The sequence below is a fragment of the Sunxiuqinia indica genome (assembly GCF_009847015.1).
GTDB classification, from domain to species: Bacteria; Bacteroidota; Bacteroidia; order Bacteroidales; family Prolixibacteraceae; genus Sunxiuqinia; species Sunxiuqinia indica.
On sequence record NZ_WVEM01000002.1, the window covers coordinates 404,325 to 426,690 of the forward strand.

Consider the following 22,366-nt stretch of genomic DNA (forward strand, 5'->3'; position numbering starts at 1 on the left):
TGCAACCACCACCAAAGGTAAACTGAGCGATCCATGCATCAAATACGTCCTGCAATGTCGAGTCCGTACGGCAAGCATCGACCGTTACCGGGTCAGGAGCTGAAGCGGTGAGCGGATCCGGCGGAGTAACGGTGAATGTGGATGTTACCGGCAGTGTTTGGCAGGTATCCGATACGGTAAATGTTACGGATGCGGTACCACCAGCGCACAGGTCGGGAAGCGTCGCACCAGAGAATGCAGTATCCGGGTCGCAACCACCACCAAAGGTAAACTGAGCGATCCATGCATCAAATACGTCCTGCAATGTCGAGTCCGTACGGCAAGCATCGACCGTTACCGGGTCAGGAGCTGAAGCGGTGAGCGGATCCGGCGCTATTTCAATCCTCTGCTCACAGTTCGTCTCATTGCCACAGGAATCAGTAACGGTAAACGTTCGGGTAATGACAATGGGGCAAATTCCTGTGCTATCATCAATATAAGTTATTTCACCAATAGCACAATTATCAGATGCGGTTCCTCCAGCCGCTATTAATTGAGCATCAGTGATTGTTGTTATTGTTGTTGAAAAAGGCAAGGTGGTCAGACTCTCAATGCCGTCTGTGTTACATGCTTCCATTGAATTATCAGGTGGGCATGTTAATGATGGAGGAGTGGTGTCGATAAGGTTTATGCTTTGGGTGCAGGTAGTAACATTTCCACAGTTGTCGGAAACGGTAAATGTTCTGGTGATTGTTTCGGGACAATTTCCATTGTCGCTCACATCCTGATACGAGATTGTAAATACATTGCAATTATCAGTAGCCGTACCTCCAATACCTTCGAATTCGGCGATTGTGATTGGTGATGGGGTCGTTGAATAAGGGAAGCTGGTTTGTGCATTAAATTCAGAGATGTCACAAACTTCGATATCAGCTAAAGGAGGACAGGAAACAATCGGACTAATTGTGTCAGCGACAGTAATGGTTTGAACCTGAATCGAATCATTTCCGCAATCATCAACGAGTGTCCATGTGCGGGTAATAATAGTCTCGTCGACACAAGAGCCAGTGGATTCAACATCTGTAAATGTAGCATTTAGTATAGCGGTACAGTTATCTGTTTCATCGGTAACATCACCAGTTTCGTCGACAGTAACAATGTAGTTACAGGCATCATCTTTATAAACAGTGATGTCAGCAGGAACGGTAAATTCTGGAGGTGTATAATCATTTAAAGTAATCGTTTGGGCACAAGTCGTAATGTTTCCACAATCATCGGTTACGGTATATGTTCGAGTAATTGTTTCGGGGCAATTTCCATTGTCGCTTACGTCCTGATAGGAGATTGTAAATACATTACAATTATCACTAGCCGTTCCTCCCAGAGCTTCAAATTCGGCAACTGTTATAGGTTGTGTTGTTTCAGAATAAGGGAAGCTGGTCTGTGTATTGAATTCAGAGATATCACAAGCTTCAACATCATCTAAAAGAGGACAGGAAATTACTGGGCTGATTGTATCAGCTACGGTAATTGTTTGCAAATAGGTGATGTTATTTCCACAATCATCGGTTAGGCTCCAAGTTCGGGAAACAATAGTTTCTCCAGAGCAGGAGCCGGGTGTTTCGACATCAGAGTAGCTGGCATCCAGATTAATGGAGCAGTTATCACTTTCATCGGTTACATCGCCGGTGTTTGTTACTGAGGTGTCGTAATTACAGTTGTCATCTTTATAAATAGTTGTATCGACAGGAACGGTGAATGTTGGAGGAGTCGTATCTTGAACTGTTATGTATTGAGTGTGGCTGGTGATATGATTACAATCATCTTCAACGGTCCAGGTTCTTTCGATGGTATAGGTGCACCCATTTCCACTTATTTCACTATAAACCGGAGTAACATCAGCACAATTATCGGTAGCGGTTACATTGGCCGGATCAGGAATTGAATCGCAATTTACTGTTGTATCGTTTGGAAGACCAACCAAAACCGGAGCTTCGAAATCGCCAACCGTAACTGTTTGCGTTGCAGAGGTTGAATTGCCGCAATCGTCGGTTGCTGTCCAGGTTCTAAACAACTGGTAGTTTCCTTCGCATTCTCCATCAACCCGTTGTTCGTCTATATCCAATGATGCATTGCAATTATCGGTAACGTATGGAATTGCGGCTGGATCAAATAATGTTAATACAGTGATATCATCAATTAGATTGCCTTCCAATATCGTAGAAGGACTTCCTTGAACCGCTCTGAAAATAAATTTCGTTGAAGTTTGTCCGGCAGGAACGGGATATGAAATAGTATGATAAGTCCATGTTGACATTTGTGTTTGAGTAAATGGACCATATGTAGTGTAAGTGCTCTCAGGTTGTGTCGCATCACCGATAAGCACTTGCATTATATCGTCTGATGTATTATTTGATTTACTTCTTTTAGCGTGGGCAAACCCAATTTGTAAGTACGTTGTAGGAACAGTACAAAATGTTTGAAATAGATCTGAATTTTGATGTGCGTTAAGCTCAGCGTGTTGATTTCCATCAGCCGAATTGATATTATCGAATCCAGAAGGATGTAGTTCAATTCTGCTGTCTGAAGCCTCTGTATCCCATCCTTCAACGCCGTTTTCGTGCCAGTAAATCCAACTGCCATATCCACCCCAGTCAATAAAACTAGCTTCAGAATTTGAACTTGTCGTTTGCACGGGATTTTCGAAACTTGAGTTTAAAAATGACTGAACACAATCAGAGCATTCAAACTCAACATCTGCAGGAATGTCATGAAGCACTGGAGCTTCGGTGTCGTTAATTGTAAATGTTTGGGTGCAAGTAGCAATATTTTCACAGAGGTCGGCAATTTGATAGGTTCGGCTAACTATGATCGGGCATGAGCCAACACTGGTCGTTTCGTTTATCATGTTTAATGACAACGCGTCGATGTTGCAATTATCAGTAAGTATACCTCCTGCAGCTTCAAACTCAGCAACAGTAGAATACGCTGCAGGAATAGATGTCAGACACTCGTAGTTTTGATTTGATGGACAACTTATTGTTGGGCCTTCGGTGTCGGTAAACTCTATTGTTTGGCTGCAAGTCGTGTCATTTCCACAGGAATCCGTGAATGTAAAGTAACGTTCTATATTAATTGGGCAGTTCCCAGATTCCGAATCGCGATAAGTAATGTTTTGCACTCCGCAAGGGTCACTAATTAAGCCTCCAGCTGCAATAAATTCAGCTCCTGTAATTGTGCTGATTGTGCTTGAATAAGGAAGGGAGGTAAGACTAGCCAGGTCCGATAGGCTGCAAGCCTCTTCTAAAATATCAATAGGACAGGTGATGTCGGGTTTTGAAGTGTCGTTGATGAGTATTGTTTGAGTACACTGACTTTCGTTTCCACATAAATCAGAAACGGTGAGCGTTCTACGGATTGTTGTTGGGCAGGTGCCGGTGGTAACGTCCTGGTATGTAATAATTAAGTTGCAATTATCAGACGCATCGCCTCCTGCTGATCGTAATTGCTCTATACTAATTGTACTTGCATTTGTAGATAGAGGGAGTCCCGTAATTGATTCTACTTCAACATATGAACAGGCATCGATAGAAATATCTGTTGGACATATTAGTGAGGGCTGCTCCACGTCATTTAATGTGATAATAAGATCACAAGACTCGGCGTTCCCACAGTCATCAGTTATTTCGTAAGTATTTGTTATCGTTTCCGGACAACTATTACCATCGGTAACAGACGCTAATAATTGAATGCTATTGTCGCTTACATTACACGGGTAGTCTACAATACCTCCGGCAGCAATAAATTCGCCGACAGTAGAAATGGAAAAAGATCCATCCGGGCAAAGGGTCGTATCCCGGCATGCCAGACAAGCTTGTACATTTACAGTCCAGGTGTCGGTGGCGGTACACCCATATTCGGTAGTTGCGGTTACTGTATAAGTTGTTGTTCCAACAGTGTTAGCTAAAATAGTGAAATCGCCGGGGTTTGCACCTTGGATAACATCGGTTGATGGCGACCACGTGTAGGTGTACTCGTCTGGTAAATCAATGGTTATGGAGCTTTCAGTACAGGCAGAGACATCAGCACCCAGGTCGAATACCGGCAGGGGATGAATGATCATATCGAAGTTGGCTGTGTCTTCAGCACATTCAAGACCGGTAATCAATTCAACAACTTTTACAGAATACTGGTATGTGCCGGCCGAGTTTATCGATGGGGTGAAGGTTGATTGACTGACATTTGTGTCGGTGTAAACGGGAGTCCCAGCCGATCCATAACCTGAGTACCAGTATACATTGTATGTTCCGGTAGGTATCGGGGTGACGGTATATGTCGGGCTTGCAGGTTCACAAACTTCAGTTCCTTCAATATCGATGTCAACTTGTGGATATACTGTAATTGTGACTGTGTCGCACACTTCAACACCATCAATACAATTTTCAAGACCATCTTGTTTTGAGTTTGTGTACACGGCATCAATCGTTCCGCATACTTCATACTTTACAGTCGTGGGGGCGTTTTCACCCGGGGTAAATGTTGTTGTGAAACATCCTGAAGTACAGGACAAGTAACTTTCATAACCATTTCCTGATATATCAGTCCAGGTAATTGATGATTCGTCTAGATTACCTTCAACACTCACTTCGTAGTCACATCCTACTCTGGTACTCAAGTTTTCTGGAGTAATTACTCCAGAAATAGACCGGATCTCAATTTGTTGTTTTTCCTTTCCCGGTTTACAAACAGTAATAATATGTGGTCCCAGGCCATCAACACATATCCATTTACCAAAAACATCCTCCGGGCCACAATTTAGCTGGTATGTTTCACTTCCGTATGAGGGAGCCTGAACATCATTAATCTGAATGGCAACAGCATCTTCATGTAATAAGAGGTTAATTGATTGACATTCATGGTTTTTTTGGACGTCACAACAGTTTCCATCTCGTTCTAGCCATTCGCCAATCCATAAGGAGTCAGGGTTCGAACTTAAGTCTGCATATTGGTGAGGAACTGAGCTTTCGCAAGTGCTACAGCCACATTCACTCAAAACAGTGATAAAGAGTGTGTCTTGTACAAAGTTGCCACATTCATCAGTGGCTCGGTATACGGTCTGTACTCCTGATGGGCAAAAGCCGGGTTGGCCATCTAACCCCAGAAAAGAGTCACTAATAATTTCTACTGTCGCTGTTCCGCAGTTGTCGGTGGCTGTTAAGGTTACTGTGTCTGGAATGGAATCCGGGCATGCAACTGAAAAGTCAGAAGGAAAACTATCCCAAGTTGGGGGAGTGTTGTCTTCAACGGTAATATATTGCTTCACAGTAGATGAGTTTCCACAAGCATCAGTAACGGTAAAAGTGCGAATAATTGAAGCTTCGCTGGCGCATCCGAGATAGCTGACTTCATCTGAAACACTAATGCTCGGATTGTTGTCGCAATTATCATTAATGGTAGGAGATCCTGTAAATGACGTGTCCTGACTGTCCGAACAATCAATTGTAATATTTGAAGGAGCGGTAACTGAAGGGGCTGTGATATCTTGTATGGTAATGTTTTGACTTGCTGATGACGAGTTTCCACAAGCATCTTCGGCAGTCCAGGTTCGTGTGAGTGTATAGCTGAAATCCGTGCAACTTCCATTGCTTGTTTGTGTGCTGCTTTCAACTAAGGTAATGGTAGGTGAGGAGTCGCAGTTATCGGTTGCCGTTGGTGTTGCGGCTGTTGGAATATTGTTGCAATTTGCGGTTGCGTTTGCCGGAATTCCTGTAAGTACAGGTGCGATTGTATCTTCAATTAATATATCCTGAGTAATGTCTGCTGAATTGCCACAATCGTCTGTAATACGATATGTTCGTGTTATTGTTCCAGTGCACTCAGGACCAGAAGTGTCACTAATGAAAGATGTTGTTACAATTCCGCCACAAGCGTCAGTTTTACCTTTAACTACTGTTGGACTTGGTGCCGGGACATCGTCATAACAAGCATATGGTCCGAGTGGTGTTGGTGTATCAGCGGTCGGAGGAGTTGTATCTTCAACAAGAATGTTTTGATCAATATCTGTGGAGTTACCATATTGATCAGTTAGTCGGTATGTTCTGATAACTGTGCCAGTACATCCTGGGTCGCCAGTGGTATTTAAGTGACTTACGCTAACCGTCCCGCAATTGTCAGCCTCATCTGTAATAACACTTATATCAGGTGTCGGAATATCAGAATAGCAACTATAAGGGCCTAAATTTTCAGGAGTGGAGGCTGTTGGGGATTCATTGTCTTGAACAATAATTGTTTGCGTGCAGGTGGAGGTGTTGCCTACAGCATCTGTAACCATCCATACAATGTTGGTGCTTCCAATGGGATAGGTGCTTGAAGCATTGTCGGTATTGGTGTAGTCGTTTGTAATTGTTGTAGTTATGCAGTTGTCATTAACGGTTGGGGGGCCAATTGTAATCGTAGCTTCGCATGCGCCGGGATCAGTATCAACGGTGATATTCGCAGGGCAAGAGATTGTGGGATCAATATTGTCAATTACATTAACATAAAAAGAACACGTTTTGGGGCCATTGCCTGCTGCGTCTGTGTATGAATAGGTAACTGTTGTTGTTCCGTGTGGAAAGATTTCGCCGGAAGCAAAGCCTTCGATTAAAGTACCGGTCAGTCCTGTTCCATCACAATTATCCTGAAATGTTGGTAGTGTGTAGTTAACAACAGCTTCGCAGGAGTCAATGCTGACATAAGCGTCTAAGTCTGCCGGACAGTTTTCGCTCGTCGGGTTTTCAATGTCATTAACGGTGATGTTAAAACTACAGGTACTGAAATTTCCAGAAACATCGGTTACAGTATAAGTGACCGTAGTTGTCCCAACAGGGAAAAAGTCGCCCGGATTGTTTGATCTGACAATGGTGAGGCTTGATGTTGGTGTGCAATTGTCAGAAAAGCTAGGTGGGAACCAGGATACGTTTGCACCACAGTTCCCAAGATCATTATTTGTACTGATGTCAGTGGGGCAGTTTGCTATGACCGGATCTTCATTGTCATCAACAACAACGTCGAAGGAACAGGAGACTGGCCCATTCCCTGTATTGTCAGTGTATTGGTACGTGACTGTCGTTGTGCCAACAGGAAAGCTTGAGCCGGAGGCTAGTCCAGAGATCAAGGTTCCGGAAAGTCCGGTTCCATCGCAGTTATCATCGAATGTAGGAGTTGTGTAATTTACGGTAGTGGTGCATGATCCGGCATCGGCTGTTGCTGTTATCGGAGATGAAGGACAATTTGAAACAGTTGGAGCTTCCGAGTCTTCAACAGTAACTGTTGCCGTACCAGTTTGATTTTGACTACACCCGTTTGCATCTTCCACGCTAATTAAATTATAATTGAAAATGCCAGTAGCAGATGTTGGAGCCTGAAGTGTTACAGAATTGCCGGATGATGTTGTAATTGTTTGGTTTACCCCACTATTTATCGTGTAAGTGAATGTATAAGGTGTTGTGCCATCTGCTCCGGAAAAGGTGATTGTGGGTTGCGTGCCATTTGGACAAACTGCTGTTGTTCCGGAAATTGTTGCTGTTGGTAAAGGGTTAACATTGATGTCAGATGTTGCCGTGTTTGTAAATCCATTACCATCTGTCACTGTTACAGTATAGGTGGTTGATGCGGAAGGATTTACATTTACAACTGCACTCGTTGATGTAAAACCCGGTGGTGATGAAGTCCAACTGTAGGTTAATATAGGGTCACCAGAAGCATTCGCAGTCAGTTCAGCGGTTTCTCCATTGCAAATGGCTGAATTATCAGCTGTGATATTTACCGTTGGAGGAGCAGCGGCTAAACCGGAAAATGAAATTGATTCGTCAGTTATTCCAGTGGCCGAAATTGTGTTGCTTGAGGTATTGATATTGCCTTTTGTCCAAGGTAAGCTCCCACTGTAAATACCCATCGTTATTCCTGACTCAGTTCCATTGATATCATTATCAGAATAATTTGCAATAACATCATAAGTCAATCCGGTAATGTCCGATATGTCAATATCCCAATAGCGGTCAAGGTAGTTAGCTATATTAGCGTTATTTGGATGTTTACTTTCAGTTGTTGAGATACTGATGGCCGATGAAGAAGTTGAACTTCCACTCGTTATCTGTAAGTCAAGTGGTATTAATGTGCCACTGCTACTAACAATCGGAAATGAGTAGGTTCCAAGAGAGGATGCGTGTATTTGGATGGTATTGTCGTTGAGTTGTAATCGACTATTTGTTCCGAGTGTCAACTGATCTGAAATAATCACTGAATTAGATAATTCCAGATCGATATTCGCATACGTTTCAATGGTGGGTATTGGTATCTCACTATTTATTACGAAAGAACTCAACGAAGTTGTTGAAGCGTTTCCAAACTGGAAAATACCATTGGTGATTATCTTTGTACCGGAACCGCTAACGAATCCCAAATCTAGCGATGTTGCTGCTGTACTTGCATTTTCGAACACTATAATACCCCCTGTAAAGTTGAAATTACCATTCGCTGTTACATTTAAAGAACCTGTGTTGCTTAGTCCGTTGCCTGCAGTGCTCAAAGTAATATTCCCGCCAGAAATATTAATGCCGGATGCAATTCCAGGGGGAGTTAAAGTTCCTCCTGCGGTATTTTCAAGTCTTCCTGCAAAACTCACTGTTCCGTTAACGACATGAAATGCACCATCGATCTGTGTATGAACACTATTCCCTGAACTGGTTCCAAAAGTTGCCGTTCCAGAGATGATTCTGATGAGCCCCTCGTTGTAAATTGAGAAATTGCCTGTAGTTAGCGTTCCTCCATTTACTTCAATTCCGGCAATTGAAGGAATATCCAGTTGATTGCTGTAGTCCAGTCTGAAGCTAGCACTGCTGTTTATCTGAATCAGTCCGCTGGTAGCTGTTAAGCTTCCACCGCTTGAAACGGTTACATCTCCTGATATAGCTAACGTTGATGAAAGACTTCCTTTGTCAACAATCAATTCTTCAAAAGTTGTGGTTCCTCTGATGGCGGCGGGGGTAGAGCCCGAAAAGGAAACTGTTCCACTTGTGCCGGAATTGAAAGTTCCGCTGTTGTCCCAATCTCCGGTAACTGTTAGTGTTGTTGAGTTATTAACAACTAAAGACCCTCCGCCGTTAATTGTAATACTTTGGCAGGTTACATCGCTGTCAACTGTAATTGTAGTGCCGTTTGCAATTATTACATCATCACCTGCTCCGGGAACAACGCCACCCACCCAGCTGGTTGGGTCACTCCATAATCCACCGGTTGAGACAGATGTAATTGTGCCGGCAGCAGAAGTGTTTGTCGGGGAGTTGTTGTGATAGAATAAACTTGAAAAGGTAGAGTTGTTATCAGATATATTAGATTTTAAATTTGTAAAATGAATGTTTTTCTCAGTAGTGGCTAGAAGGACAGGCGGACTGTTATTTCTTGTTTGGTTAACCTCTTTTTTTAAAGATAAGTTTGAATCAATTGACCTGGAAGATAGTGAATACGGGGGGGGATTGTGTTGAAAATAAGTTGGATCGATAAGTGGAGGGTGTTTGAGTCTCGGGTCTAATACAAGGGGAGGTGAGGGCTTTTTTGCTTCAATGTTAGGTTCTGAAATAGAAATAGCTGTTTTAGTTAAGGTATTGATATACAATTCCTTATCCAGTGGATGAGATTCAGAGAATTTATTCTCCAATAATAAAAATATAATTACCGCCGCACCCAATACACCCGAAAGAATCTTATTTTTTAGGACCATTTAAAAATTGATTCTTACACCATATCCAACATTCACGCGTTACCGACACCTCAAAAATACAAAAAAAATACGCTAATTCCCTCTATTGTTGTAATTTAGTTGTTGTTGTTTTCTCGTTATAAAAAGGAAAGTAAAGCTATTTAAAATCGCATACTAATACCGTTATTTAGTTGACGTTTATTGTAATTTAAAGTTCTGTTGTATAGTTCTTTATCGTTGAAATAGTGAAAATATTGAATTTGAATCTATTTTAGATTTTTTGACTTGAGATGATATTAATATGCTTAATAGCATGTGTTTCCCCCGTCATTTCAACTGTTTATTCTATTTTTCACTGATTAGTAACCCCTTTCTTTCAGCCTTTAGATCAAATGTCCAATAGTTTTTTTTGAGGTGTAAATCTTGAAATCACTTACAGACTAAATGACAAATAATTGTTGCCAGGAAAATTGACCGACTTTTATAATGCGGTAGAAAGTGTTTTTCGAATCGGCTTTTCTCTTAGAGTTTAGCAAGAAAAGCGTCAAGGTGTTTTTTTTCTATAGGGTTTTGCTGGGGTGTTTCGTAGTTGTTTGCCGATCATGAAAACTCAAGTTAAGTCATTTTTCTTCTTGTGCCATCAACGGTGTATTGACAACCGAGAGAAAAATTAGTGATCCTTAAAGGTCTGATGTAGAGACTGATTTAATCATTTAGCCGAGGTGTCGTGATTTTCAAATTGGATACATTCAGGGATCTCAGTCAGTACAAGACAACAATGAAGGATGCAGTATTTGCTTTTGAAAATCAGACTGATAAGCGGTATTCCAACAATATTGGACGTAAACTGTTGTTTTTCATTAAGTACATTCGTTCATGAATTTAAAATTTAATCAAATGAAAAAAATTGTGTTTTTTGTATTTCTACTGATCTTTGCTTTTAGTACAACATCATTATTGGCCAATGATTCGAAAGAAAATTCGGCTTCCGAAAGTGATGCGACAAAAGCAGAAACGGAGAACAAACTATCAGAGGAAGAGATCAATAAGTTAGTAGATCGTGTTGAAGAGATCCGTGAGATGGATAAATCGGAAATGACTTCGAAGGAAAAACGTGTCTTGCGCAAAGAGGTGAAGGAGATCAAGAAGAACGTAAAGAAGCATGACGGAACCATATACATTGGTGGAAGTACACTTCTGATTATTATTCTTTTGATCATTCTTTTGTAGTCGATTCTGAATTGATTTCAGTTTACACATTGAGTCTGATTGCGCTAAATTCATGGTGCTTTTTGAATTTCAATGGTGAGTTGGAAAGTCATTGAAGCAGCTTGGCTTCTAAGTTGAAACAAAATCATTCTGTCAAAATTAAATTCGAGTCCTGGGGGTTGGATTTTCAAACTCAAGAAATGAAACAAAAATACAGGGCTATTTGCGAGTCAGGGATCAGTTGGAATACATTCAGAATAGGAAGTCTCTCTTTGCTTTTACTCAGCGTGATTTATTGCGGCAAGGCTACTGCGCAAAACTATTTTCAGCAGGAAGTCAATTTTGAAATAAAAGTCACACTCGACGATCAAAATCACCTACTTCGGGGCAACGAGGTTTTTGAGTATATTAATCACTCGCCCGACACCCTCCATTTCCTTTATGTTCATCTCTGGCCAAATGCCTATTCTAACAACGAAACAGCTTTAGCCAAACAACTGGTTCAATTATATGGCAAAGAAAAACTGTTCAATGATCCGTTGCTGGCGGGATCGATTGACTCTTTAGACTTCAGGGACAATAGTCAAAAACTTCACTGGCATTTTTTGAAGGATCAAGAGGATATCTGTCAGGTTCATTTGAATGAGCCGCTGAAGCCGGGCGATACAACTTATATTAGCACTCCGTTTAGGGTTCAAGTTCCACAAGGCGAAATCTCAAGATTAGGCTCTAGTGGTAAATCGTTTCAAATTTCACAATGGTATCCAAAGCCAGCTGTTTACGACAAAGACGGCTGGCATCCCATGTCCTATCTGGATCAAGGCGAGTTTTATTCTGAATTCGGAACCTATGATGTATCGATTACGCTGCCCGAAAACTATACCGTAGCCGCAACCGGTGAGCTAAAAACCAGCCACGAATTACAACGGTTAGACCGTATCGCCAACGACACCATCCAATTTGACACGCTTGCAGAAGAAAAGGTTAGTGATTTGCCCGGTTCAGTAAAATTCAAAACACTTCGGTATACCAGTCAGAATATGCACGATTTTGCCTGGTTTGCTGACCCTGATTTTCACCTCACAACACAGACGATATTATTGCCTGAATCTGACAGAAAAGTGACCATTTATGCTCTGTCTACGGATCATCAGGCAGAGCTCTGGGAGAACGCCTCATCTTATGCTTCCGATGCCTTGCTTGCTTTTTCCAAATGGATTGGCGACTATCCCTACTCCAGTTTCACAGTTGTTCAATCCAAACTTAAATCCGGGCTCGGAATGGAGTATCCGAGCTTGGCAGTTATTGGAGAGGCGAACGACGCCTACAGCCTCGATGAGGTCATTACCCACGAAATTTGTCACAACTGGTTTTACAGCTCGCTGGCGTCGAATGAGCGGTTGTACCCCTATCTTGACGAGTCGCTTACCAGTGCTTATACCGCACGACACATGTTGGAAAAGTATCCGGACTCTAAACTTTGGGAGATCTATATAAAAAACGAAACGCTGGCAAAATTCTTGAATCTTGATCAACAACATGTGCTGCAGGCAGAAGAATATTATTGGCTAAGCCAGGCTCGAAATAATCTTGAGCAACCAATTAACCTTGCTGCTACTGAGTTGAATGCCATCAACTATAGCCTGATTTTATACTACAAAGGAGCCCGGGGAATAAACTATCTACGTGCGTATTTAGGTGATTCTCTTTTTGATTCGGCCATGAATGAGTATTATAACCGCTGGAAATTCAAACATCCGCAGCCCGCTGATTTCCGGCTTGCAATAGAATCGCACACGGGTAAGGACCTCGATTGGTTTTTTGAAGATTTTCTGGGCACAACCAAACGGCTTGATTACAAACTGGAACGCTTGCAAGACCAAAAACTTCTAATCAAGAATAAGGGAGAGTTGGTTTCGCCTTTGGTTATTGCCGGAATGAAAGATGATTCTGTTTATTTTGAAAAGTGGATTGATGGCTTTGACGGTCAACGATGGATTCAGCTTCCTGCTGGCAATTATACTGAAGTCAAAATCGACCCAAATCATGTGATGCCAGAGATCTTCCGAAAAAATAATAACATCAGGGATCATGGTGTTTTTCGGAAGGCTGATCCGATTCAGCCTCAACTTTACTTTTCGATCGAAGATCAGGAAAAAAATAACCTCATGTTTTTTCCATCTTTCAGCTGGACCAGAGAAAATGGGGTAATGGCCGGAATGGCTTTGCACAATGGTTTTGTCATTCCGAAGCCATTAGAATACTTTATCATGCCTTTCTATGGTTTCAAACATTCCAAATTGGCTGGTTACGCAAGGATGTTCTATACCGTTACTCCGTTTCAAAAACTGGTTCGTAAGGCTACCTTTTCGCTTGAAGGAACCCAGTTTGGAGCTCCTGGCAATCAAAACTACCAAACCTTAAAAACCGGGGTGGAGCTTTTTTTTAGATCAAGTCAACAAAAACCATTTGTCCAAAGTATTTACGGGAATTACATTCTGGCATCCGACCTCTCTCAGTTAAACAGAGAAGAAAAGCCCGAACAAAACTCTTTCGTCCAAGTCGGATATCATCTAAAAAAACGAAGCAGGATCAATCCGTTTATTTTACATAGTGCTGTTGAATATGCACAGGTTTATCAAAAAATAACAGCAGAATTGAATTACCGACTAAGTTACTATGGAGAAGGCCGGGGGCTGGACTTTAGATTGTATTCCGGTGCCATGCTGAACGAAGTTTCTGCGGCTTCGTTATACGGACTGGCTCCGGCCGGACGAAGTGGTCGCGAATTATATCTTTATCAGGGTTTTTACCCCGATCGTTTTAGTGCGTTTCCATCAACATTCTGGTCGCGACAAATGACGCTGAACGAAGGAGGATTGGTTTCACCAGTCAACAAGAGTCTTGGCTATAGTGACTGGCTGTTTTCCTTGACCTTGACAAGCAGCTTGCCTCGCAAAATAGAAAAACTCCCCATCAAACCATTTTTAACTGTTTTACTTAATGATACCGGTGGTGAACACCACGATAATCCGAACGTTTTCTTCGAAGCTGGCGTTAAAACTGGATTCTGGAATCTAATTGAATTTTACATTCCTTTGTTTATCAGTAACAATATCAAATCAGAAATTGGGCCATTTAAAGATCGAATTCGACTGGTTTTTACACTAGATTCATTCACTCAAATTAATTTAAATCAACGATCAGTATTCTAGAACTTCTTCTGTTGAACTGATCGATTTTAAGACTTTGTTGAAATAGTCGTATTGTTAAAATAAACTACGTTGTGGTTGTCTGAAAGATTGGTCCGCTGTTGTGTAGATTTTTGTTTGGAATTAATTAACCGAGCGGTCTTGTATAAATAAAATAATGAGAAGCTTTCAATTTGTGGAAAGCTTCTCATTTTCAGTAGCGAGAGGCGGGCTTGAACCGCCGACCTCATGATTATGAATTAAATAAAATCTGTTTTCTTCTATTTTTATCGTTTTGTATTTTATTGCTAATATCCAGTGTGGTAGGTATTTGTGTGGTGCTGTTAGTGATTTTTTATTTGCTTCATTTTGACGGATAGACTAATTTTGTGTGCAAATTGTGTGCAAATTTTTGTCGCACACAGAATAATTAGAAGGCCATGTTTACATATGCAAATAATGGAATCACAATCGCTTCAATTCTTGATCAACGAAAAGAAATGAAAGGCGAGATATTCCCCGTAAAGATACGTGTAACTTTTAACAGAGTAAGAAAATACTATGCTACAGGAAAGAAGATGAGTATAGATGACTGGGAGAAATTGCCGGAAACAAGAAGTCGGAATAAGATCTCAGTTCGTAGTGATATTCAGTATTCGTTCGATAAAGTAAAAGACGCTGTCATAAAATTGGAACGGGAAGACGGTTTTTCTCTGACTGCGTTGAATAGTTACCTTGGAAAGAACTCGGGTGATACGTTAAATCAAGCTTTTCAATTAAAAATCGAGACCCTATTAGAGAATGAACAGATTAATAGTAGTGAATATTATAGCTATACATTGAAGAGTATTGAGGAATTTGCGGGCAAGAATATTGGGTTCGATTCTGTTACTCCGGATTGGTTACGCAAATTTGAGAAACATCTCCTGAAGGAAGGCAAGTCATACACTACGGTAGGAATGAGATGTCGCGCAATTCGGGCTGTAATGAATAGTGCCAAAGAAGCCCATATTGTTAAGGAAAGTCAATATCCTTTTGGCAGAGGGAAATATGAGATCCCAACTGGTCAGGGAAGGAAATTGGCATTAACGCTGCATCAGATTAAAAAATTGGTGACTTATACCGACGGGAGTGAAGCGATTGAGCACGCAAGGGACATGTGGTTTTTCTCGTATCTCTGTAACGGAATAAACTTTGCCGATATACTGACACTCAAACGTTCTAATATTAAGAATGGAGAGATATCATTTATTCGGGCAAAGACAAAAACGACGGCAAAAGTAAAAAAGGAAATTAAAGCGATCGTGACGCCGGAAATGGAGGGGATCATGAAACGTTGGGGAAATAAGGATAAAAGTCAGGATAGTTACATCTTTGATTTCCTGAACGGTGATGAATCTCCAGCGAGAATAAAAGCGAGAACCAGGGATGTTATAAGTAATTGTAACCGTCGGCTTCGAAAAATTGGTAAAGCTATCGGCGTAGAGGGGCTGAGTACGTATTCTGCAAGACACTCTTTTGCAACTGTTTTGAAGAGATCCGGTTCAAACATTGCCTATATTTCAGAAAGTCTTGGTCATAATGATCTCAAAACAACTGAGAATTACCTGGCTTCATTTGAAAAAGAGGAGCGGATTAAGAATGCAAGCTTCCTGACTAATTTTGACTAAAAGGCATTGGAGCTATCTCGTCCTAATATTTATTTATCCATAATTTATTGTTAGTCCGTTGGTGTTTATCAAAAGAATATTGGAAATTAGAGAACAATATAGAAAAATGAAAAATGGCCCGTCGGAAAGTCCATAAAATCCTTGCTCGAGATACCGCTATCTTCAATGAGATTGTTGATGAGCTTCGAAAGCGATCTGATTTCGAGGAATACGACATGGAAACCATTGAAATATCAGTGAAAAAGAAGATTGTCCCTCGAATCCGAAACATTGAGCACGCGATAGATAACCTGAAGAGATACATCGCAATAAACAGTGCTTTCATAAAAACGGTTGAAGGGGAGCCGGTAACATCCAAAAAAGAAATTGTAAGAATGTTAAGGATTTCCAGACCGACGTTGGATAAGTGGATTTCAGATGGTTTTATTACCCCAATCCGGGCTGGTGTATGTCCTAGTAAAGAAGTTTTTCCGCCCGAAGAGATACTGAAACAGCTACAAGATCAAAAGGAAAATCAAACAATAAAAAAGAAATAAATCAACTTTACATCACGGGTATAGCTCCGTAATTTGCATGGAAAATGTAAATGTTAGGTGGAAGAATTAAACTTTACTTGCTTCTTTTGGGTGGATAAAATACTTGATTGAAGATCGTGTATAGCTATTTGGAGTGTTGATAATGAGTTTCTTGTGTTTTTATTTTGCTTTTAAGTTCAATAAAAAAGAAGTAGAAATAAAAACGTGAAAGCAATGTCAAACATTATTGTAACAACCCCTGAGGAATTGAAGGAAATCATTACCGATGTTATTTCCAAAGTTTTACCCAAACAAGCGGCCATTCAAGAGACAATCGATTCCATTACTTTAAATGATGCAGTGGAAGTGTTGAGAGAGAACGGATATCCAACTTCAAAAGCGAAGATCTACAAACTTACTTCAACCGGGAAGATTCCGGTAAAAGTTTACGGGAACAAGCTCGTGTTTTCTCGCAAAGAGATTCTGCAGTGGGCCGAAAATCAGTCAAAACCAAAGCATGACTATAGCCAGGCTTGTAGTACGATCGCGAGGAGTGCGAGACGGAAAAAGTGAATACTCCATGGATCCAACTGGCTGTTGGTATCCAGTTGTCAAGTTTCTATTCACGTAATTCACAAGTTCCATCTATCATGAAAAGAAATGGTAAAGTTGTCCCATTCAAGCAGCAGGAGCAAGATCGTGGTTTGAGGGATTTGAAAGAATTTTTAAGGGCAAATTACGATATTCGTTTTAATAGCGTTACTGAAAAGAGCGAGTTTAAACGTAATGGGGAGCGTTGCTTCATATCTCTGGAAGACTATTATTTAAATTCTATTTTTTTCAATATAAAATCTAACGGAATAAAAGTTTCAATTGACAATTTACGACGTTTGTTGGAGTCTGATTTTGCGGAAAGAGAGAATCCGATTAAAAGTTATATCGAGGATTTACCTCAATGTATCGGAATTACAAATATTGAGAAGATCATTAATACTGTTGATTTCGAAACCGTGGAGGACCATCATTTTTTCAAGAAGGTTTTCCCCAAATGGTTTGTGGCTCTGGTTGCCAATGTTTTTGATGAGGATCGGTGTACGAATCATACTTGCTTAGTCTTTACCGGAGCCCAAGGGAAGAGAAAGACAACCTGGTTCAATCAAATCATTCCACCTGAGTTGGATCCGTATAAATTCAATGGAAAGATTGATCCGAACAGTAAGGATACGCTGGCTTTGATTCACAGTAAACTCCTGATTATTATCGATGATCAATTAAAACAGATCAACAAGAAGGATGAAAATGATATCAAGGAGTTGATAACCAAAGATAAAGTCACTTATCGAAAGCCATTTGCAGTTTTTGATATGACACGCCCGCATTTAGCTTCGTTTGCTGCAACTGTTAATGGAGATGACTTTCTTACCGATGCGACTGGCTCAAGGAGGTTTCTGTCATTTTGCGTTCAAAACTGTAATGTTGAAAAACTCAAAGAAGTGGATTTGGCCAAGGCATACGCTGAGGCGTATCATCTTTATTTATCCGGATTTCGGTATTGGTTTAATGATGAGGAGGTGGCAGAGATTAATCAGAAGAATGAGGAATTTACTTCTGTTTCAATTGAGATGGAGTTAATTGACAAATACTTTGATGTCGATGGTTTAGAAAAAGAGTTTTATTCAGCTGGTGAAATCAAGCTGTACTTGGAAGCCTTCACGAAAAATTATATTTCAACTAAAAGAATAGGAGAGGCGCTGTCAAAACTGGGTGTAAAGCGCATATCGGTTAGAGATGATCAGGGCAGAATCAGGAAGAAATATCCAATTAAAAGGCGGACAATATGCTAATTCGAAAAATAAGTGACTAAACTGACTACATCTTCAAAATACTAGTATTTATGGGCAAAACAGCCACTAATCAAATGACTACATAACTGACTACAACGTGACTACATGACTACAAATAATCAAGAAGTTGTAGTCAGTTATGTAGACAGATGATAAACTAGGTCGGTACGTGTTTAAAGTTCAGTATATCAGTGCTTAAAAGATGTGTAGTCACTGTAGTCAGGAAAACTTGGCATCCTTGTATCTTCTTTTTTTGTTGTTTTATTAGTTATATGTATCACGAAATTTATTGAATCGGTTGTTATTCAATTTGTTGAAGGTGTCTGGAACTCGGATTTCTTTAAAGTGCGTTTTTTGCCAGGCAAGATGTGTTTTCGTACGGACAAGAACCTCGTGCCAACAAGTTGGGGGAGGGGCGCAACTTGGGGAAAAAGGTTTAGTATTCTAAAGGGAGATGGAGAAGGCGGTTTTACGAGAAATGGATGCTGCCCTTTTCACAAACCAAAGTCATCTCTATTGCTTCGGTTTATCAATTCTCGTTATTGTGTTCGCTTGTTATGCTGTTTTAGTGTTTCGATGTTAGTGTGTTCGCTTGTCCGGATTATATATAATTTTTTGGGAGCGGTTTTCTTTCGTTGCAGTTGAAATTATCAGTGTGTCGATGGAGCACCAGAATCTAGCAGTCACGTAATCCTAGCTAAAATAAAAGAGTTGGATGGTTATCTTATTGATGAGGGATGAAGGTTTTGCGTTAAATACTGTGTTAATATTCTGTGGTGTTGTTTATTTCCATCGGAATACACTTTTTTGTTGAAAATAACCATCAATGTAATATCTGAAAAGTAAATGTGGAAAATCATAGATTGAAAAGAAGAGGAGAACGCATCAAACAAAGGAGGTTGCAGAGCACGCTGAAAATGAACATTGAATGCTATATTGTTCCGTGAAATTGTCTCACAATAACATTCAATTTGCAGAATAACAATTGCAGTGTTATTGTGCAGATTATACGTTAGTTTATTGTTTTTCAGTTCTATTTCTATCTATCTCAAAATAAGCCTCACTGCTATATCTAGCATGTTCGTTCCGATCAATATAGCCCAATTGGTTTGTTAATATTTGCGTCTTTCCGATTTTAAAAGCCGGAATATTGACATGATGATGACCAAAAATCCAGGCGTAGGGCCCAAATTTTTCGATCAGTGGTGAAAGCTCTGTTGCAAAAGCTTCATTCAGACTATCACCTTTGTACTGCTCCGGATAATTCATGAATGTGGGGACATGGTGCGAACATACTACAACCGGGCAACCGTTCAGTTTTTCGAGTTCTTCTCGTATAAAAGCCCGGCTTTTGCGGTGCAACAAGTTTGCGCCAACAGATGAAAAACGTGATCGACCGGTTTTAATGACATGAAAATCATTCATGCAGCGTTCAATCATCCAAGCGTTTTGAATACTAATTTTAGACCATAGGGTTGCCGCAATAAAGTTCACTCCTTCGTAATTAATTGTGGTATCATTGACCAATGCGATGTTGTTTCGAATTTCCCGATGTAGCGGATGTTCGTACGTGTCGAGATTTTCCCTGTAATACTCATGATTGCCAGGTACCCAAATCACTTGCTCGAACTCGTTGGCAAGTCTATCGAAGAACCAGTTGAAACGCGAGATGGAACCCAAGGGGACAATGTCTCCCGCCAGAACAAGGATTGGCGCGACCGGATGAATCGGATTTGCTCGAATGAATTGTTCATTCTTCGGAAATTCCAAGTGTAAGTCGGAGCAATATTGGATGGTTAAATGACTCATCGAATTCTAATTCTGCTATGTATTTGGTGCTTTCGCAACAACGCTAATTTCTATTATGAATCTAGTTTGTTCAAATTTCAGTCTTCTTTTTTTTGTAGAAAATCCGAGAACAGGCCCGCAGGCACGTGTTCCCGGGTGCATTCTTAACTATAAATCCAAGGCTAAAATACGATTTCTTATCAGAGGATGATATAATCCTTATTTTCAAAAGAGGAAAAAACGGAAGAAGAAGAATTAGATTTAGAATAGAATACCCTTTAGGTTTTCGATAATCTGTTTGTGTTTATTGGGATTGTCCTTCTTTAACTTCTGTAAATTAAGTAGTTTCCATTTGATTGCTGGTAGGTCCTTTAAAACAGGGTGCGGAAACAACTTCCAGTCTGGCTCTCCCATTTCGAAGCTTAATAAAAATCGCTTTTCATCTTCAGTAAGTCTTTGTTGGATGGTTTCAATTAACGTTGTTCTGGTTTTTTCGTAATCATCATACGAAAATTCAACAGAAGTCATCCCTGCGAATTGGTTGTCAAATGCAGACTTTTGGTCTTTTAGGAGGGGAGATAATAATTCACTTATTGGCTTGTAATGGCTAATCAATCCAATTTTTACGCCATCCCATATTCCATCGGTTAATCCTTTATTTTCCAATAGTAGCTTAACATCAAATATATCACGAGGATGTTGCCTGTCGATTGCAGCGCAAATTTTACCACCGTATAATTCTGCTAACGATACTACGTTGATCGCTGCAAACTTGTCAAATTCATCCTGAACAGAATCAACAACCTGCATCAGTTCAGTTGGAAATACATTACCTCTGGTAATGGTGTTAACTTCAATTTTAATTTGAGCATTTTTCCCCTGGACATTTAATTTCACATCGGTTCCTCCATTTAATGGCACGGTATGAACTTTTACGTCAGGTACATTTTTTTCGATATCAGCTTTTATACGTGTTAATCCATCCTGAATATTATTCAAAGCATCTTCTCTTGAATCTAATGGTAGATAAGTAAGGTCGATATCCACAGATAAACGAGGCATATTTCTTACAAATAGGTTAATGGCTGTTCCACCTTTTAGGGCAAAATTCTTCTCTTTTGCTACAAAAGGCAAAACCTGTAATAATAAATCTACCTGAGCTTTATATGTCGTAGAAATCATAAATCTGCTAATTCTTTAGGGATTGAGAGTAAATATTTAGGAACGTGTACGCCTTTTTCTGCAAGCATTCGGTTCCCGGTTCCAATATCTATTTTATCTGTTTTTAAAAACGTTAACCATTGATGATTGGCCTTTTCTGTCATATAAAGAAATAAACGCTTAACTTTTACCGAATTGCACTGGGTTAGAAGTTCATTAACCAGTTTAGGCTTTAAATTTACCAGGCCTTCAAATATGTGAAAGCATTCGACCAAATCCATTTTTTGAGGAGCCAAGTATAAACATTCCATGATGGCTCTTTCGGGCGTAGAAACATTTATTTGTATTTGACCTTGCTCTAATACTTTTATACCTAAGTCCGATGGCAAAAATGAACTCAAGTGATGTTGTAAATCTAACCCCCAATTGTAGTCGGTAAACCACTTTGGTAGCTTAGTCTTTAAAGGAGAGAATAATTGCAAGGATTCATTGTTCATGCGAAAGTAATGACTATAACCTTGCAGTGCCAATGCAGATAATCCACCGACATGAACATTGGTTGCAGTTTGTTTCTGTATGGCATTTAAGGCACCTTGCCATTCTATTTTATCCCCCGGTTTCTTATAAGCACTTCGCCCAATTGATTCGAGCCAGCCACTTTTAAGATAGTATTTTTGTAAATCTCTGGATATGCCATAAGCTTCCAACCAGTCGACAGTAACCACACAGCCGGGTTGTAATATCTTGAATAGTCTTTTTAAATATGTCTTGTTTTGGGTAGTCATGCTACACGTTTTGAGACAAAAATAAAAAATAAAACCTGAATTCGCTTGAGTGTTGTTTTATATTTATTCACATTGGGGTAGGTTTACTACCCTTTTTGAGATAAAATTAAAAAAAAAAGGCATGTTGATTATTACAGCATGCTATGGATTATGTTGATATATTTTCTTATGAATATTTAAAAGTGGAACATGGATAAACTATTGATTCTTTCTCCAATAGCTAATTTGCTTTTTTATTTTTATCGTATTAATTCTGAATCGAGCCATATCTTCACTTGCTTGAAAGAATTCGAAAATTTACTGATACCTCAATTTTTTATTCGGTGCGCATAGAATCGGCCGATAAGCGTGTTTTTCCCTGATTTGAAACGATAGCCCAATATCCTTTGTCGGGTATTTACTTCGATCTTTCATTGTAATATCAGTTTTGCATGGTAACAGACATGATGTTATTGTGCAGACTATTTGTTGGTTTGTTGTTTTTC

The 22,366-nt window shown here is 40.1% G+C and carries 10 protein-coding genes; 6 read left to right on the forward strand and 4 right to left on the reverse strand.

Translation table 11 applies throughout. The annotated features are described in order from the left end of the window. A partial coding sequence (locus GR929_RS04885) for a beta strand repeat-containing protein (RefSeq protein ID WP_159517808.1) occupies positions 1–9,739 on the reverse strand: 9,739 nt, incomplete at its 3' end. An 876-nt stretch (positions 9,740–10,615) separates the two neighbouring features. Between GR929_RS04885 and GR929_RS04890 the strand changes: the two genes are divergently transcribed. The 6 genes from GR929_RS04890 to GR929_RS04915 all read left to right on the forward strand — a co-directional run bounded on the left by GR929_RS04890 (position 10,616) and on the right by GR929_RS04915 (position 18,147). Continuing rightward, entirely contained in the window at positions 10,616–10,948 is a 333-nt protein-coding gene (locus GR929_RS04890; RefSeq protein WP_159517809.1) for a hypothetical protein, read from the forward strand. Between the two features lie 179 nt (positions 10,949–11,127). Beyond that, the gene (locus GR929_RS04895) at positions 11,128–14,142 is read left to right on the forward strand and encodes a M1 family metallopeptidase (RefSeq protein ID WP_159517810.1); all 3,015 of its coding nucleotides are present in this window, start codon (positions 11,128–11,130) and stop codon (positions 14,140–14,142) included. Between the two features lie 416 nt (positions 14,143–14,558). After that, positions 14,559–15,788: a site-specific integrase gene (locus tag GR929_RS04900; RefSeq protein WP_159517811.1), complete on the forward strand. Its 1,230-nt coding sequence runs from the start codon at positions 14,559–14,561 to the stop codon at positions 15,786–15,788. A gap of 113 nt (positions 15,789–15,901) precedes the next feature. Then, entirely contained in the window at positions 15,902–16,324 is a 423-nt protein-coding gene (locus tag GR929_RS04905) for a hypothetical protein (protein ID WP_159517812.1), read from the forward strand. A gap of 213 nt (positions 16,325–16,537) precedes the next feature. Then, positions 16,538–16,876 carry a helix-turn-helix domain-containing protein gene (locus GR929_RS04910; protein ID WP_159517813.1) on the forward strand — a complete coding sequence of 113 codons (339 nt, stop codon included), beginning with the start codon at positions 16,538–16,540 and terminating at the stop codon, positions 16,874–16,876. A 77-nt stretch (positions 16,877–16,953) separates the two neighbouring features. Next, a complete protein-coding gene (locus GR929_RS04915) occupies positions 16,954–18,147 on the forward strand; it encodes a VapE domain-containing protein (RefSeq protein ID WP_159517814.1) in 1,194 nt (397 codons plus the stop codon). A 1,017-nt stretch (positions 18,148–19,164) separates the two neighbouring features. Here the strand turns inward: GR929_RS04915 and GR929_RS04920 are convergent. From GR929_RS04920 to GR929_RS04930, 3 genes are all read right to left on the reverse strand, one after another. Further along, positions 19,165–19,956, reverse strand: a complete 792-nt coding sequence (locus GR929_RS04920) for a metallophosphoesterase (protein ID WP_159517815.1) — start codon at positions 19,954–19,956, stop codon at positions 19,165–19,167. 240 nt (positions 19,957–20,196) lie between these two features. Beyond that, positions 20,197–21,117: a nucleotidyl transferase AbiEii/AbiGii toxin family protein gene (locus GR929_RS04925; protein WP_159517816.1), complete on the reverse strand. Its 921-nt coding sequence runs from the start codon at positions 21,115–21,117 to the stop codon at positions 20,197–20,199. Beyond that, positions 21,114–21,881, reverse strand: coding sequence for a type IV toxin-antitoxin system AbiEi family antitoxin (locus tag GR929_RS04930; RefSeq protein ID WP_159517817.1), 768 nt, complete (start codon positions 21,879–21,881; stop codon positions 21,114–21,116). Before GR929_RS04930 ends, GR929_RS04925 begins: the two co-directional genes overlap by 4 nt. Positions 21,882–22,366: the final 485 nt, after the last annotated feature.